This is a genomic window from Nonomuraea guangzhouensis (assembly GCF_019396345.1).
Taxonomy (GTDB): domain Bacteria; phylum Actinomycetota; class Actinomycetes; order Streptosporangiales; family Streptosporangiaceae; genus Nonomuraea; species Nonomuraea guangzhouensis.
In genome coordinates this window covers 506,951-520,831 of the sequence record NZ_JAHKRM010000004.1, presented here as the reverse complement: position 1 = coordinate 520,831, position 13,881 = coordinate 506,951, and the positions used below count along the sequence as shown (strand labels likewise).

The following is a 13,881-nucleotide window of genomic DNA, read 5'->3' as shown; positions in this document are numbered from 1 at the left end:
ATGAGGTCTCCCACCATGAGAGTGGGTAAGGCTCCCGGTAGACGACCGGGTTGATAGGCCGGAGGTGGAAGCACGGTAACGTGTGGAGCTGACCGGTACTAATAGGCCGAGGACTTGACCACAAAGCTTTATGCTGTGGTGTGTGCTGCGCTCTGTTACTCTTCGCCGGGTCCAGAGCAGCGCCGCATCACGGGTCTTCTTGCTCGCGTCCACTACGCAATTCTGAGACAACAAACGCGTGTTGTTTGTTTGTTTCATAGGGTTACGGCGGTTATGGCGGGAAGGAAACACCCGGTTACATTCCGAACCCGGAAGTTAAGCTTCCCAGCGCCGATGGTACTGCACTCGGGAGGGTGTGGGAGAGTAGGTCACCGCCGGACAATCTTTGTTCGGGAAGGGCTCCACGCATATGCGTGGGGCCCTTTCTGCGTTTCGGGGTCCGGTCCGCCGCCGAGAGCTCCGGCCAACCGGGCGTACAGCTGCTGGGGTGGTGTGTCCAGCTCGCGTAAACCGTGCACGTACTCTCGTTCACCGCCTCCACCAGCGCGGAGGCGGACAAGCAGAGAGAACGTCACCGCGTGCGGGTGCGTACCGTCATCTGGACGGGGTGACAGGGCGGCCGGCGCGTCACGCCACGCCACCGCCGGACAATGGCACTGGCCCGGGGTCGGTTCTGCTCTACAAGCCCAAAACGCCGGCCTGTACGGGACCGCGATAAATGTAAAGGCCGGCGGATTAGAGTCGTACAAGTCACATGGCAGGTTCAGGATCGGCCGATTGCGCCTGGGCGGGCCCGAGTCCAGATCGAGAAATCAAGCGGCTTATCCGCGAAGAACGAAGACACCCCAGCCCAGGTACTGCCTGCCGTACTCCAGATGAGAGCGGCGTGCTTGGTCCAAGAATTGCCGCAAGTCCGGTGCCTCGGGGTCGTTCGGATTTTCGCGTAGCCATTCGCTCAGCGTCCACCATTGCGAGGCGACGTACCTGTCCCAGGTGTCTTGGTTCGCCAGGACCATTTCCACCAGCTCGTAGCCGGCGTCCTCGATGCGCTTGGCCGTACCGGACAACGAGGTGAACAGGTCGCTCGACACTTGGAGCGATGCGTAGGCTTCGGGTGGGGGCGGGCTGATCCAGTAGCAATCGCCGACCAGGGCGAGGCCGCCAGGGCGGAGCAGGCGGCGCATGAGGGCGAGCGTGCCGGTGAGGCCGTCGCCGATCCAGGTGGCACCGATGCACGAGACCATGTCGTACGAGTGCGGTTCGTCCTCGTAGGTTGCTGCGTCCGCCTCGACGAAGCGTACCTGATCGGCTACGCCGAGCTCGTCGGCGCGTTCTCTGGCGGCCTCGAGGAAGACCTTGCTGATGTCCACGCCCACCCCATGTGAGCCGTAACGGACAGCCCACCGGGTGAGCATTTCGCCCTTTCCGCAGGCGAGGTCCAGTTGGCGGGTACCTGGCTTGATGCGGCAGATTTCGCCGATGAGGTTCAGTTTTTCGTCGGTGATCGCGTTCAGAATGCGATGGCCCGACTCGGCGATCTCATGGAAGCGGAGCGACATGTCCGGTAGTTTTCCTGAAGCGTTCAATCGGCGCGACCGAATATGCGGGCCGGGGCAGGCTCAGTGACGTGCTGCGGCTTGCTAGGCTGGTAGTACCGGGCCATCCCACCGCGGGTGGCCTTCGTCGCGTAAGGCCCGAAAACGGGGCGGCGACCCTGCCACGGCGGACCGTCATGTGACGTACGAGTCTGCTGAGTGAGCCAACGAAATGGACCAGAAGTGAACAGTGATAACGGATCGGACGGCGGACAGCGCGAACGGGGGGACGGCGGAGACAAGCGCCCCCAGGATGGCGACAGGAGCGGCGGGTACGGCTCCCGCGGGCGTGACCAGCGCGACTCCAGGGGCGACCGTCCGTTCCGTTCCGATGACAGGCCGCATTCCGGCGACCGCGGGGCACGACGCGACGGTGGCGACCGTGGGGCGCCGCAGGATCGTGGGCGCGGCGAGCGTTCCGGATACCAGGGACGCGGCGACCGGGGGACCGGGCGCGACAGCGGGGGATACCGCGGGCCGCGCCGTGAGGGCGCGCCCAGTGATGACCGTGGGCCGCGTCGCGAAGGCGGGTTCAGTGGTGACCGCGGGCCTCGCCGTGAAGGCGGTTATGGCGGTCCCCGACGTGAGGGCGGGTTCGGCGATGACCGTGGCCCTCGTCGCGAGGGTGGTTACGCCGGTCCCCGTCGTGAGGGCGGGTTCGGTGGTGACCGTGGTCCGCGTGGTGAGGGTGGTTACCGCGGTGGCGATCGTGGGCCGCGCCGTGAGGGTGGCTTCCGCGATGACCGAGGCGGACGCGGTGGCGATGACCGTCGTCCGTTCCGCGACCGCGACGATCGTGGCCCGCGTTCTGAGGGTGGCTTCGGCGATGACCGTGGCCCTCGTCGCGAGGGTGGTTACGCCGGTCCCCGTCGTGAGGGCGGGTTCGGTGGTGACCGTGGTCCGCGTGGTGAGGGTGGTTACCGCGGTGGCGATCGTGGGCCGCGCCGTGAGGGTGGCTTCCGCGATGACCGTGGGCCCCGTCGCGAAGGTGACGCGCCACGTCGTCCGTTCGGCGACCGCGGTCCGCGTGCCGACGGTGGATTCCGCGACAACCGGGGTTCGCGTCCTGAGGGTGGCGAGGATCGTCGTCCGTTCCGCGATCGCGATGACCGTGGTCCTCGTCGTGAGGGTGGTTACGGCGGTCCGCGCCGTGAGGGCGGGTTCCGTGATGATCGGGGTCCGCGTACTGGTGGGGACCGTGGGGGGTTCCGCGACCGTGACGGTGGCGGGGGCCGTGGTGGTTTCCGTGATCGTGACGACCAGCGCTCGGGCGGGTTCCGTGGCGACCGAGGTGGACGTCCTGAGGGCGGTGCCGATCGTGGGCCCCGTCGCGAGGGGGGCTTTGATCGGGGTTCGCGTGGCGGTGACGATCGTCGTCCGTTCCGCGATCGCGATGACCGTGGCCCGCGTCGTGAGGGCGGTTACGGCGGTCCGCGCCGTGAAGGCGGCGGTTACGCCGGCTCGCGCGGTGAGGGCGGCTTCCGAGACGATCGGGGCCCGCGTCCCGCAGGTGGCGATCGACCTTCGGGCGGCGACGATCGTCGTCCGTTCCGCGATCGCGATGACCGTGGCCCTCGTCGTGAGGGGGGTTATGCCGGTCCGCGTCGTGAGGGCGGGTTCGGTGGCGATCGGGGTCCGCGTCGTGAGGGCGGGTTCCGTGATGATCGGGGTCCGCGTGCTGGTGGGGACCGTGGGGGGTTCCGCGACCGTGACGGTGGCGGGGGCCGTGGTGGTTTCCGTGATCGTGATGACCAGCGCTCGGGTGGGTTCCGTGATTCTGCGGGTGGCGACGATCGTCGTCCGTTCCGCGACCGCGATGACCGTGGCCCCCGTCGTGAGGGCGGTTACGGCGGCCCGCGCCGTGAAGGCGGCGGTTACGCCGGCTCGCGTGGCGAGGGCGGCTACCGCGACGATCGTGGCCCGCGCGGCGACGACCGTTCCCGTCCGTTCTCCCGTGACTCTCGTGACGACCGGGCATCCGGCGGCACCCGCGCCAGGTTCGGCCGCTCCGAGGACGACGCTCCGCAGCGCGAGCCGCTGCCCGAGGTCGCGCCCGACATCACCGCGGAAGAGCTCGACAAGGAAGTACGCGACGAGCTGCGCTCTCTCCCCGGCGACCTCGCCGAGCTGGTGGGCAGGCACATGGTCGCCGCCGAGCGCGCGCTCGAGGAGGACGACCCCGATCGGGCCCACGAGCACACCAAGGTGGCCCGTAGGTTCGCGGCCCGCATCGGTGTCGTGCGTGAGGCGGCGGGCATCGTCGCCTACCGCGCGGGGCACTTCTCCGAGGCTCTGAGCGACCTGCGCGCGGCGAGGCGGATGACCGGCTCCGACGCGTACCTGGCGGTCATGGCCGACTGCGAACGCGGCCTCGGTCGGCCGGAACGCGCCCTCGATCTGGTCCGTTCACCCGAAGCCGAACGCCTCGACAGGGCGGGACGCATCGAGCTGTCCATCGTCGAGTCCGGCGCCCGCCGCGATCTCGGCCAGAACGACGCCGCCGTCATCACCCTCCAACGCCTGCCCGAACTGCGCGACACGCAGGCGAAGCCCTGGTCGGCACGTCTCGCGTTCGCGTACGCCGACGCGCTGGCCGACGCGGGTCATCAGGAGGCCGCCACCGACTGGTTCGCCAAGGCGATGGCCTTCGACGAGGATGGCGAGACGGACGCCGCCGAACGGTACGCCGAGCTGACGGGCGCGGTCATCGAGGACGTCGAAGAGGACTTCGACGACGAGGACGACCTCGACAACGAGGACGACTTCGACAACGAGGATGACTTCGAGGACGCAGGTACGGCCGACCAGGCCGACCAGGCCGACGAAGTGGACGAGGACGTCGACGGGGACGCGGCTCTCGCCGAGGCAGGCGACCTTCTGGACGACCTCGAGCCCGCTGGCGGCCAGACCGCCGACGCCGAGCCTGCGGATCAGCGGGACGACACGGCTGGCCAGGCAGACGACCCGGCTGTCCAGCAGGACGTCGACGACCAGCACAGGTCCGCCGATCTGGATGACGTTGACGATGAGCAGGACGGGTCCGCTGACCTGCAGGACGTCGATGATGAGCGGGAGGGGTCCGCCGGCCAGGCGGAATCCGCCCCGGAGCCGGTGGAATCCGCTTCTGCGCAGGACACCGCTGAGGAGGCCGCTCCCGAAACCTCCAAGCTCGGCGACATCCTGGACGGTCCGGAGGACGCCGAGCCCGAGTCCGGCGATCTGCTTGACGACCCAGGCACGGCACAGTCGGACGCCCCGGCCTCAGAGGCTCGTCTACCGGAGGTCCCGATCACGCTGGGCATCAATCCGGCGTTCATCGAGCCCGACTTCGGCGACATCCTGGATCAGTCCGACGAATCTGCCGAGGACGCCCCCAAGCGCGACTCCAAGCGCGAAGACTGACGTCCCGCTCCGCCGTACATCTCGCAGAGGTGTACGGCGGAGTCATGCGGCCGGTTGCCGGTACGGCAGGCTGGTTCTTCGGCCCGCAGGCCGTACCAGATAGTCAGGGCGAGACGCGGTCGAGCCAGTGGTAGATGCCCGCGACGTTTGACGGGGCGCCACTCAGCAGCTCGAACTGCTCCGCTGTCGCGTCGTCCGCCCTGAGGGCTTGGTACCGCTCCCTGGTGCGGTCTCTGACCATGGCGACGGCGTGGTCGAGGTCCAGGCCCTCCCCGTGTACCTGGCGGGTGAGATCGACCCAGACGCGAAGTTCCTCTGCGGACCGTTCGAGTGTCTCCTGTACGGCGCCGACCGGTCCATAGTGGCTGAACAGCAGCCGCTGCGGACCAAGCGCCTCGAACAGTGCGATCGAGCTGAGCGCCGTCTCCAGGTCGAAGTCCGGAGGCGGGGTGGCCGGCCGCAGGTCCCCGGTCTGCGGCAGGTACACGCCGGCGGCGTCACCCACGTACAGGTCGCCGGTGGCGGAGTCGATGAGGCCCACGTGATGCTTGGCGTGGCCGGGGGAGTAGTGGCTGTTCAACGTCCGTCCGTTGCCCAGGTCGATGGATCCGGTGTCGCCGAGTGCGACGATGCGGTCGGCCTCGGTTGGCGACAGTTCACCGAAAAGCGTGTCGAGGCGGTCACCCCACACCATCCTCGCGCTGGCCATCAATCTTGAAGGATCGGCCAGGTGCCTGGCTCCCTTCTCATGCACCACGATCTGGGCAGATGGGAAGAACTTCGCCATGTCTCCCGCGCCGCCGGCGTGGTCCAGATGGATGTGCGTGACCACGACCGTGGCCAGGTCGTCGGGGCCCACGCCGAGCGCGGCCAGTGCGTCGCGGACCACGGGCGCGGAGGTCGAGGTGCCGGTCTCGACCAGGCAGGGGCGATCACCGAGGATCAGGTAGCCCGCCGTGATGCCCGGATAGCCCGCCATCCTCGTGTCGATCTCATAGACGTCGCCGCCCAGGGCGGTGATGTTGTCCACAGTCACTCCTGATCCGCTGCCGTTATCCCCAGAATGGCGTTCGAGCCGATCCGGCGTCCCCCCATCGTAAAGAGTGATCTCACCAGAACGTCGATGGGAGGACGACAGTGGATCGCAACGAGGTCGTACTGGTGGGAAGGCTGTCCGCGGCACCAGAGGACAAACCCCTGCCAAGCGGCGACATTCTCACGAAATGGCGCCTGATCGTGCGCCGCCCGCACCACCGAAGCGGTCAAACGATGACAGACAGCGTGCCATGCGCGACCTTCGATCCCGAGGCGGCCGCGTTCGTCCGCAGCCTCAGACCTCGCGACACCATGGAGATCAAGGGCGCCTTCCGCTGCCACGTCTACGGCCCGACAGCCGCCAAGATCTGGCGCTATGAAGTCGAGGTCAGCATCGCCAAGGAAGCCCCACCTGACGAAGCGGACCAGCCGAGGCCGTCGCGAAGGCCTCGGAAACCCTTCTCACTCTCGCGGACCCGACGACTCGGGAACGCCCCGGAACCTCCGGAAGGTCAGAAGCGCCGACGAGGCCCAGCACTGCCACAGAGCCCAGAGGCTTCTGGGAGTGCGATGGCTCGGGAGACGCCCGACACCCTGGCATCCGTTCCAACTCCACGCCCAGCCCCCGACCTGGCCCAAACTGGCTAGCGCTCGCTTTCTCTCCGCGTGACTGCGCCTGATGACGTCTCCAGGAGTGGTGTAACTTCTGGCGATCTTCGCGAGGCGTCGAGGGGTGATCGCCTTGTGCTTTGAGAGTCTCGGATCTTGAGACCGAGCGTGGAATTACACCACTTGGCGGGGCGTCATCCTGGCTGGCGTTCGCTCTCTCTCGCGTGACTGCGCCTCATCGCGGGTCGTCGCTGTAGTGGGTGGGAGTGCGTCCGCCAATGGGCGGTTGGTCGGCTGCGGCGGGGGCGGGCAGGGGGTGAAGGGGCCATGTCTGCGGGCAGCCGCACTGCCCGATTTCCCGGTCTGGCGGCCCTTCCCCATCAGTCCCTTGCCTGCTCCGGCGCTGCGCGTGGTCGGTGTACACGTCAGCCGCGATGGGGTGCGGAAACAGAGGTTGATCTCGCTCGTCGAGCCGACCTGGCACACCGAGCGGAGGCGTTGAGCGGTGACCGCGCGTCGCGCGGCCACACCATCCGTTGTTCTCGCGCACCACATGGCCATGGACTCGTCGGCACAGAAGGCTCTGGAGCCACCTTCCGATGCTGGGACTACCGGACCGATGCCTCGCCTCAACCGGTGGCGAAGGTGCGAAGCACGAGGCCCGTTATGGGCTTGGGCCCGAAGGAGGTTGATTTGCGGGGGACACGCTCACCGCCCGCCGCGATGGCCAGCACGTCGTCGACGGCGAGCGGCTTCAGAATCACCGCGGTGCCACCTGTGTCGAGAGCCAGTCGCAGGGCGGCCTCCGGGTCATGATGCACGATCCGTACGGCCTGCTGATCATCCTCCATGCCCCACACCTTGGGCAGGACGAACTCGCTGAGGATGGAGATGTTCAGCGAGTTCCACCGGTCGGAGCGATCCGGCGGCATGGCGCGGGCGAGCTGCACCGGATCCGGGTTGGTGAGCAGGTGGTAGCCACCTTCCCCGGCGAGCAGGAAGGCAGGCTCCCCTGCGGCTTCGAGCGCGGCCAGGCCCTGGCCGAGGTCGGCATGGTCGTGGACACGCCACGATCCCTTGGCCCTGGCCGCCGCCTCGGCCAGGGGCAGGCCGGGGATGACGCGGTGGATGGCCTTGAGATCGGGTGGGTACGCGGACGAGTCCACGAGCAACGCCAGCCCGAAGTCCCAAGGACCAAAGGCGGATTGTCCCTGCTCGCTGCCATGCACACGCTGTCCCGCCGGTTGAGCCTCGTGGGCTGATGTGGCGGTGGCGGATTCTGGCCCTTGGTCAGGTCCGGCGTCGGAGGCCGTGTGCTGGGTTGGTGCGGTGGTGGGCCCTGGGCCCTGGGGCGGCAGACCTTGGGGCGGCGGGCCCTGAGGCGGTGTGGCGTTGGGCTGGGTGCCGTGTGTTGGCGCGGGGTTCGGCTCTGGTTCCGTGTCCAGATGCGGCTGTGGGTCCGGTGATGAGGGTTCGGAAGGTCGTGGGGCGGCGGGGGAGGGTGTTGTGAGCAGGGGCCATGAGTCGGGGGCTTGGCCGGCGCGGGCCGCGTGCTCCTGGCGTTGCAGGACCCGGTATGTCGCGTACCTGTGGTGGCCGTCGGCTATGAGGGCTTGGCGGGTTCGGAGGTCGGTGTTGACGGCGTCGATCTCCGCCGGATCCGTGATCGCCCAGAGGCGGTGGTGCAAACCGTTTTCCGTCCGGGCCGTCACCAGAGGTCTGCGGGTCGCGGCTACATGATCCACCAGCCGGGTGGTCGTGCCTCGGCCGCCGTCGTAGAGGAGGAAGATGGGTTCGAGGTTGGCCTGGGTGGTGCTCATGAGGGCGAGCCGGTCAGCGACGGGGCCGGGGAAGATGTCTTCGTGGGGGAGGATGATGCGCCGAGCCGGGTCTGAGAGGGCGACGTCTCCGATGAGGCCACGTTGCAGGACACCCGGTCCCTGCTGCTCGTACACGTACAGGGCCGGTTGCTCGTCAGGAACCAGCACCTTCGCGTCCAGCCAGGCGAGGAGGGTGTCGCGGGCTACGCCATAGCGCTCGTCCGCTGAGGGTGCGGGCGTGTCGCCACATGGCTGGAGCGCGGTGTCCCCGACGGCCGCAGCATGTCGTTCGCCGCTGGGGCGTTCGTCATCGTGGGGGTGTTCGGTGGCTTCTCCCGCCGAGGCGCTGTGTTGGGTGGCTTCTTCCCGCAGGCCGCTGTGCTGGTTGGCGGCTGGGTTGTCGGGCGTTCTGCCGGGGCGGTGACCGACCGGGATCCGGGACGCGGCGTTGTCGTGATCGCCGACCGCGATTTCGGCGGCGTCGTGCGTGCCGGCGGTGGAGTCCTGGGGTCGGCGGATGCCGACTGCGTCATCGGGCGCGCTCTGATGGGTGCTCTCGGCCAGGCTGCCCGGTGTGGAAACAGATGGTCTGTCGTCTGTCTCTGCGATGGGGTCGGTGTCGTCCGGGGGGACGCTTGATGTCGTGCTGGGGTGCGGTGGGTGCTCTTCGGGGGACTTGAGTGCCGCTGAGCAGGGAAGGATGAGGCGGACGACGTTGTTGGGATGAGCATCCAGAAGAGTGCGAACGTCGCCGTCGGCGATCAGGTCGTAGGGCGGGGAGGTCACCTTGGCGGGATCGTCGACCGTGAAGCGGACGCCGCGGAAGGGGCGTAGGAGCAGTCCATCGGGCACCGGCAGTTCAGGATTCCCCATACCGGGCATGCTCCCATAAGTGTCCGGGTCTTCCGGAAGTCGCCCCCAAACCACCTAGCGATGCCTGATTCCGCGGCGAATTCCACCGAACCCTTGTGTCAGCCGATGAAGGAGGCCTCACGCATGGTCCAAGGTAGAAACGTTCACGATGAATCCCCCGGATCTCCGGGAGGTGACGTTTACGACTGGTATCAGCGCGGGGTGAAGCTGTTGAAAGAGGGCAGTCCGGCAGCGGCCGCCGCACTGCTCGAGCGCGCCGCAGCCGCGGAGCCCGAATCGCGCAGCATCAGGGAGGCGCTCGCGCGAGCGCAGTTCAATTCGCGGCAGTACGCGGACGCTGCGGCAAGCTTCCGTCAGATCGTCGACGCCAATCCGACGGAGGATTACGCGTATTTCGGGCTTGGGTTATCGCTGTGGCGGACGGGTGATGTTGAGGGTGCTCAGGAGCCTCTCGCGATCGCTGTGGCCATGCGGCCGGAGGAGCGGCACTACGTAACCGCGCTGAAGAACGTGCGTGCCACTCTGCGGGCCCGCCGTGAGATGTAGTGGATAGGTAGCTTCGGCGGTCGGCGTGCAACGTCGGTCCGTGGGGACGAGTCGCTGAGCAGGTTCGGGCGTGCTCTCAGCGGCTCAGGCATGGCCCCTGTGCGCAAGACAGGGCTTGGCGGTTTGGGAGTTGGCCAGGGTGTCTTGGGCGCGGGGTGGCGCTTCGATGTGGCTTGGCCGTCCTGGACGCGTTCTGGCGCTTCGTGGGATGAGTCCGGTGTACTGGACGCGTGTGGCTCTCTGGGAACAGTCGCGGGGGTTCTGAGCGCGATTCCGGCTTTCCGGGGCGCGAATGGGTTGTCCTGGAGGCGAGGTTGGCTCTCTGGGGACAGTTCACCAGGGGTTCCGAGCGCAACTCCGGCGTTCCGAGCGCAACTCCGGCGTTCCGAGCGCAACGCTGGCGTTCCTGGGCGCGACCGGGTTGTCCTGGACGCGTTCTTGATGCTTCGCGGGCATTTGCCCGGTGCTTTGGATGCGGGTGTGGGCTCCGGCGCCCGCCCGCAGGGCCGTGGAGAGCACGAGGGCGCGATCTGCCGCTTGGAGTAACGCCCGCGCTTGGAAGGAACGACCCCGTTGTCTTGTTGGGAGGGCTTGCGCTTGGGCATAGCCCCGGGGTTCTGGATGCTGGTCTGGGGCTGTGGGCGCGTGGGCCGGGTGGTCGGGATACGCGTTCCGGTTTTGTGAGGCGGGTGCCAGACGGGGGTGGGCGGGTTGAGAGTGGTTCGAGCGCGTTCGTGGGGCTTCGAGTGTTGATCTGGTGAATGGTCCATCTCGGGGGAGATGCGGTTGAGATGGTGCGTGGTCAGTCCTTGGTGAGGACGATCGCGAGGCTGGAGAGTACATCGTTGATCTTGTTGGCGTCGAAGCTCGCGGGGTTGAACTGGTCGGCGGAGTCGAGACCGAGCCATTCCAGGCGTTCCTGGTGCTCCTCGTGGGCGGGATCGGCGAGGATTTCGAGGAGATATTCGTAGCCCCAGACGCCGCCGGAGTCCTCGGGCGGTCCTGCGCGGCGTCCGGTCAGGCAGCGGGGATAGGCCGTGCCGGGTTCTGGATCGGTGATGGCTTCGACCAGGATTTCGTGGTCCCAGTTGTCGCCGAAGTCGTAGGTGTAGCGGAGCCGGTCATTCGCATGGGGGGCGACATGGTCGAGGCGCCTGGAGGCTGCGCTGCGGATCTCCAGCTCGCGATCGGTGACGCCGAAGCGGCCGGTTGGGGTGTCGAAGACCCACATGTGGTAGTTCTCCCAGCTGAAGGACGCCTGGATGACGTCGTGGAGGTGCCGCAGAGTACTGTCCGAGGCGACCTCCAGCCGACGCCAGATCAGTGGTCGGGAACTGCGCAAGGTGACCTTGATCTTGTGAATTGTCTGCTTCGCGCTGGGGGTGTTCGTCACAGCGTTATTCTGCCGCTTGGCTGGGTTCGGTGTGGGCGGTGAGCTTAACTAGTCGGGTTGTGGGTGGCTCTGATTTGGCGTATTTGGTGTATTTAGCGCGTTGGGTCGCATAGGGCACCAGTGCTGTCGCTTGTGATTTGGCTGTTGTTGTTGTGATCGCAACCGGAGAGTGCATTGTTGTTTGCCGGTAGCGATGTGAGCTGAGTGATGAAAGTGGCTGCCAGCGAGCAGGTTGCGCTCCATCGACATCGACTGACGCCAGGTGTCCGTGCCGCCCCAGCGTTCCTCGGCCTCCGACGCGTGCCCTGAGGCATGCCGCGCCGCATGCCCTGATGCGTACGCGAAGGCATGCTGCGATGGGGTGCTGCGACGGGTGATCCCGGCGTGGTGATCCCGGCGTGGTGATCCCAGCGTGGTGATCCCAGCGTGGTGATCCCAGCGTGGTGATCCCAGCGCGGTGATCCGGCGAGGTGCTCCAGCGCGGTGCTGCGACGGGGTGCTCCAGCGCGGTGCTCCCAGCACCGCGCTCCCGGGACGGTGCTCCGGCGAGGTGCTGTGACGGGGTCCTCCGGCGGGGTGTGTCAGTGCGGTGCGCTGACGGTCGGGGTCGGCGGCCGGTGGGGCGGTGCGTTCTGCGAGGTTGAGGGGGAATGTGTGGACATGGTCGGCCGTTCGCCGGCTGGGTACGAGGCCGACGCTAAAGTCGCACACGGCGTGAGAAGTCAAACGGGAAGAGGCGCAGTGCTGATCGACGGCTATGACACCCTGCTGCTCGACCTCGACGGGGTCGTCTATCTGGGCCCCCACGCGGTGCCCCATGCGGTCGAGTCGCTGGTGGAGGCGCGGGGCAGGGATGTGCGGCTGGCGTACGTCACCAACAACGCCTCGCGAACCCCAGCCGCGATCGCCGCGCATCTGCGCGAGCTTGGAGTCCCCGCCAGGGGCGAAGATGTCGTGAGCTCGGCGCAGGCCGCCGCCCGGTTGGTCGCCGAGCGGGTGCCGCCGGGCTCCAACGTGCTCGTGGTCGGGGGTTCCGGGCTGCGGCTGGCCGTACGGGATCAGGGGCTCAGGCCCGTCACCACCGCGGCGGACGAGCCGGTCGCCGTCGTGCAGGGAATGGTGCTCGGTCTCTCGTACGGGCTGCTGGCAGAAGGCGCGCTGGCCGTGCAGCGTGGTGCGTTGTTCGTCGCCGCCAACAGGGACAGCACGTTGCCGACGCGGCGGGGTGAGTTGCCGGGCAACGGGGCGGTGGTCCGGGTGATCGCCACCGCGACCGGGGTGGAGCCGGTGTTCGCGGGCAAGCCCGATCCGCCGTTGCATCGGGAGTCGATGATCCGTACCGGGGCGAAGCGGCCGCTCGTGGTGGGTGACCGGCTCGATACCGACATTGAGGGTGCGGTCAACGCGGGCGTCGATGGGTTGCTGGTGCTCACGGGTGTGGCCACGCCGCTCGATGTGCTCATGGCCTCGCCGCGGCACCGGCCGACGTACGTGGCCGAGGATCTGTCCGCGTTGCTGCGGCCCTACCCGGAGGTACGGCAGGGCGCCTGCGGAGGATGGCGAGCCCGGTGGGTGGACGGGATGCTCAGCCTGGAGGGCGACGGCAGCCGCATCGACGGGCTGAGGGCGGCCTGCGACGCCGCCTGGACACACGCGGGCGAGGGCCAGGCCGAAGAGGACGCCGTCAAGCCGGTACTGGACCAGATCGGCTGACCGGCCGCGGCGAGAAGGCTGGACCGGCCGACCGGGCGCGTCGTGGAGCTGGGTGGGCAAGCGTGTCAGGGCCGGTGATCGGCTGGCTGGTGGCGCAAGGGAGGTCGGTTCGGTTGATCGGACGTGTTGTGGAGCTGGGCGGGTGGGTAGGCGCGTCGGGGCCGGTGATCGGCTGGCCGGCCGCGGTGAGGGGGTCGGACCGGTCGACCGGGTGTGTCGTGGAGCTGGGCGGGTGGGCAGGTGCGTCGGGGCCGGTGATCGGCTGGCTGGGCGCGCCGAGGGGGTCGGACCGGCATATCGGATGCGTTGCGGGGCCAATCGGGTGAGTAGGCGTGTCAGGGAGGTCGGACCGGCTGGCCGGACGCGTCGCGGGGCCGATGCGTGCGAGTGGACGCCTCGACGAAGAGGCGGCTCGCGCGGGATGTCCCGTGCGAGGGTTGGCGGATCGTCGCGCGTCCGGTCCGGTTGTTCGGTCTCGATGGTGTGTCGAGGGGAAGGTCAGAGCAGGCGGCGCAGGCGCAACAGGTCGCCGAAGCTGGCGTCGATGCGTACCCGGCCGCCGAGCAGGGCGCGTGCCAGGTCGAGTTCCCCGTCGACCAGCGCGATCAGGTCGTCGCTGACGATCGTCAGCTTGACGTCGGCCGACTTGCCGTTCGCGGGTGGGTCTTCCAGGAACGGGTCCAGCCCCTCAGGATGCAGCCGGCCATAGAAGATCACGTCGAGGTCGGAGACCCGGCAGCTCACCGTACGCTCGACCACGTGCTTGGCCCGGTCCTCCTCGCCGATCTCGTCGAAATGGGCGACGAGCTTGGCCAGTGCCGTCCGGCACTCCTCGACGCTTGCCATGGTGGGATCCTTTCTTCCATTCCGGACGGTAGCGTTCCACATCAGTGGC

General features: G+C 68.0%; 9 protein-coding genes, 2 rRNA genes and 2 pseudogenes. 6 read left to right on the top strand and 7 right to left on the bottom strand.

Translation table 11 applies throughout. The annotated features are described in order from the left end of the window. Together KME78_RS10685 and rrf are read left to right on the top strand one after the other, a co-directional pair. Positions 1-122: ribosomal RNA gene (locus tag KME78_RS10685) — 23S ribosomal RNA — on the top strand; the annotation flags it as partial. A gap of 141 nt (positions 123-263) precedes the next feature. After that, positions 264-380 (top strand): 5S ribosomal RNA (gene rrf, locus KME78_RS10680). Positions 381-821: 441 nt separating this feature from the next. On the opposite strand, the gene KME78_RS10675 is transcribed toward rrf, so the two are convergent. Both KME78_RS10675 and KME78_RS10670 read right to left on the bottom strand, forming a co-directional pair. Continuing rightward, a complete protein-coding gene (locus KME78_RS10675) occupies positions 822-1,559 on the bottom strand; it encodes an SAM-dependent methyltransferase (RefSeq protein WP_219528615.1) in 738 nt (245 codons plus the stop codon). Between the two features lie 171 nt (positions 1,560-1,730). Then, positions 1,731-3,788: a hypothetical protein gene (locus KME78_RS10670; protein WP_219528614.1), complete on the bottom strand. Its 2,058-nt coding sequence runs from the start codon at positions 3,786-3,788 to the stop codon at positions 1,731-1,733. On the opposite strand from KME78_RS10670, the gene KME78_RS10665 reads away from it, so the two are divergent. Next, on the top strand, positions 3,738-4,997 hold the full coding sequence (locus tag KME78_RS10665; protein ID WP_219528613.1) for a hypothetical protein: 1,260 nt from the start codon (positions 3,738-3,740) through the stop codon (positions 4,995-4,997). The genes KME78_RS10670 and KME78_RS10665 overlap by 51 nt on opposite strands. A gap of 103 nt (positions 4,998-5,100) precedes the next feature. Here the strand turns inward: KME78_RS10665 and KME78_RS10660 are convergent, their stop codons facing one another. Beyond that, positions 5,101-6,027 (bottom strand): MBL fold metallo-hydrolase, encoded by a 927-nt coding sequence (locus KME78_RS10660; protein ID WP_219528612.1) that lies wholly within the window; start codon positions 6,025-6,027, stop codon positions 5,101-5,103. A gap of 107 nt (positions 6,028-6,134) precedes the next feature. Between KME78_RS10660 and KME78_RS10655 the strand changes: the two genes are divergently transcribed. Then, on the top strand, positions 6,135-6,680 hold the full coding sequence (locus tag KME78_RS10655; RefSeq protein WP_219528611.1) for a single-stranded DNA-binding protein: 546 nt from the start codon (positions 6,135-6,137) through the stop codon (positions 6,678-6,680). A 1,514-nt stretch (positions 6,681-8,194) separates the two neighbouring features. On the opposite strand, the pseudogene KME78_RS67885 reads toward KME78_RS10655, so the two are convergent. After that, positions 8,195-8,692, bottom strand: a pseudogene (locus tag KME78_RS67885) (DUF1015 domain-containing protein); the annotation flags it as partial. Between the two features lie 513 nt (positions 8,693-9,205). Continuing rightward, a pseudogene (locus tag KME78_RS67880) lies at positions 9,206-9,334 on the bottom strand (hypothetical protein); the annotation flags it as partial. A gap of 123 nt (positions 9,335-9,457) precedes the next feature. Here KME78_RS67880 and KME78_RS10635 point away from each other — a divergent pair. After that, positions 9,458-9,880 carry a tetratricopeptide repeat protein gene (locus tag KME78_RS10635; protein WP_219528610.1) on the top strand — a complete coding sequence of 141 codons (423 nt, stop codon included), beginning with the start codon at positions 9,458-9,460 and terminating at the stop codon, positions 9,878-9,880. An 802-nt stretch (positions 9,881-10,682) separates the two neighbouring features. On the opposite strand, the gene KME78_RS10630 is transcribed toward KME78_RS10635, so the two are convergent. Next, on the bottom strand, positions 10,683-11,273 hold the full coding sequence (locus KME78_RS10630) for a plasmid pRiA4b ORF-3 family protein (RefSeq protein WP_219528609.1): 591 nt from the start codon (positions 11,271-11,273) through the stop codon (positions 10,683-10,685). A gap of 741 nt (positions 11,274-12,014) precedes the next feature. Here KME78_RS10630 and KME78_RS10625 point away from each other — a divergent pair. Beyond that, positions 12,015-12,986, top strand: a complete 972-nt coding sequence (locus tag KME78_RS10625) for an HAD-IIA family hydrolase (RefSeq protein WP_308126885.1) — start codon at positions 12,015-12,017, stop codon at positions 12,984-12,986. A gap of 498 nt (positions 12,987-13,484) precedes the next feature. On the opposite strand, the gene KME78_RS10620 is transcribed toward KME78_RS10625, so the two are convergent. After that, positions 13,485-13,832, bottom strand: coding sequence for an SCP2 sterol-binding domain-containing protein (locus KME78_RS10620; RefSeq protein WP_219528607.1), 348 nt, complete (start codon positions 13,830-13,832; stop codon positions 13,485-13,487). Positions 13,833-13,881: the final 49 nt, after the last annotated feature.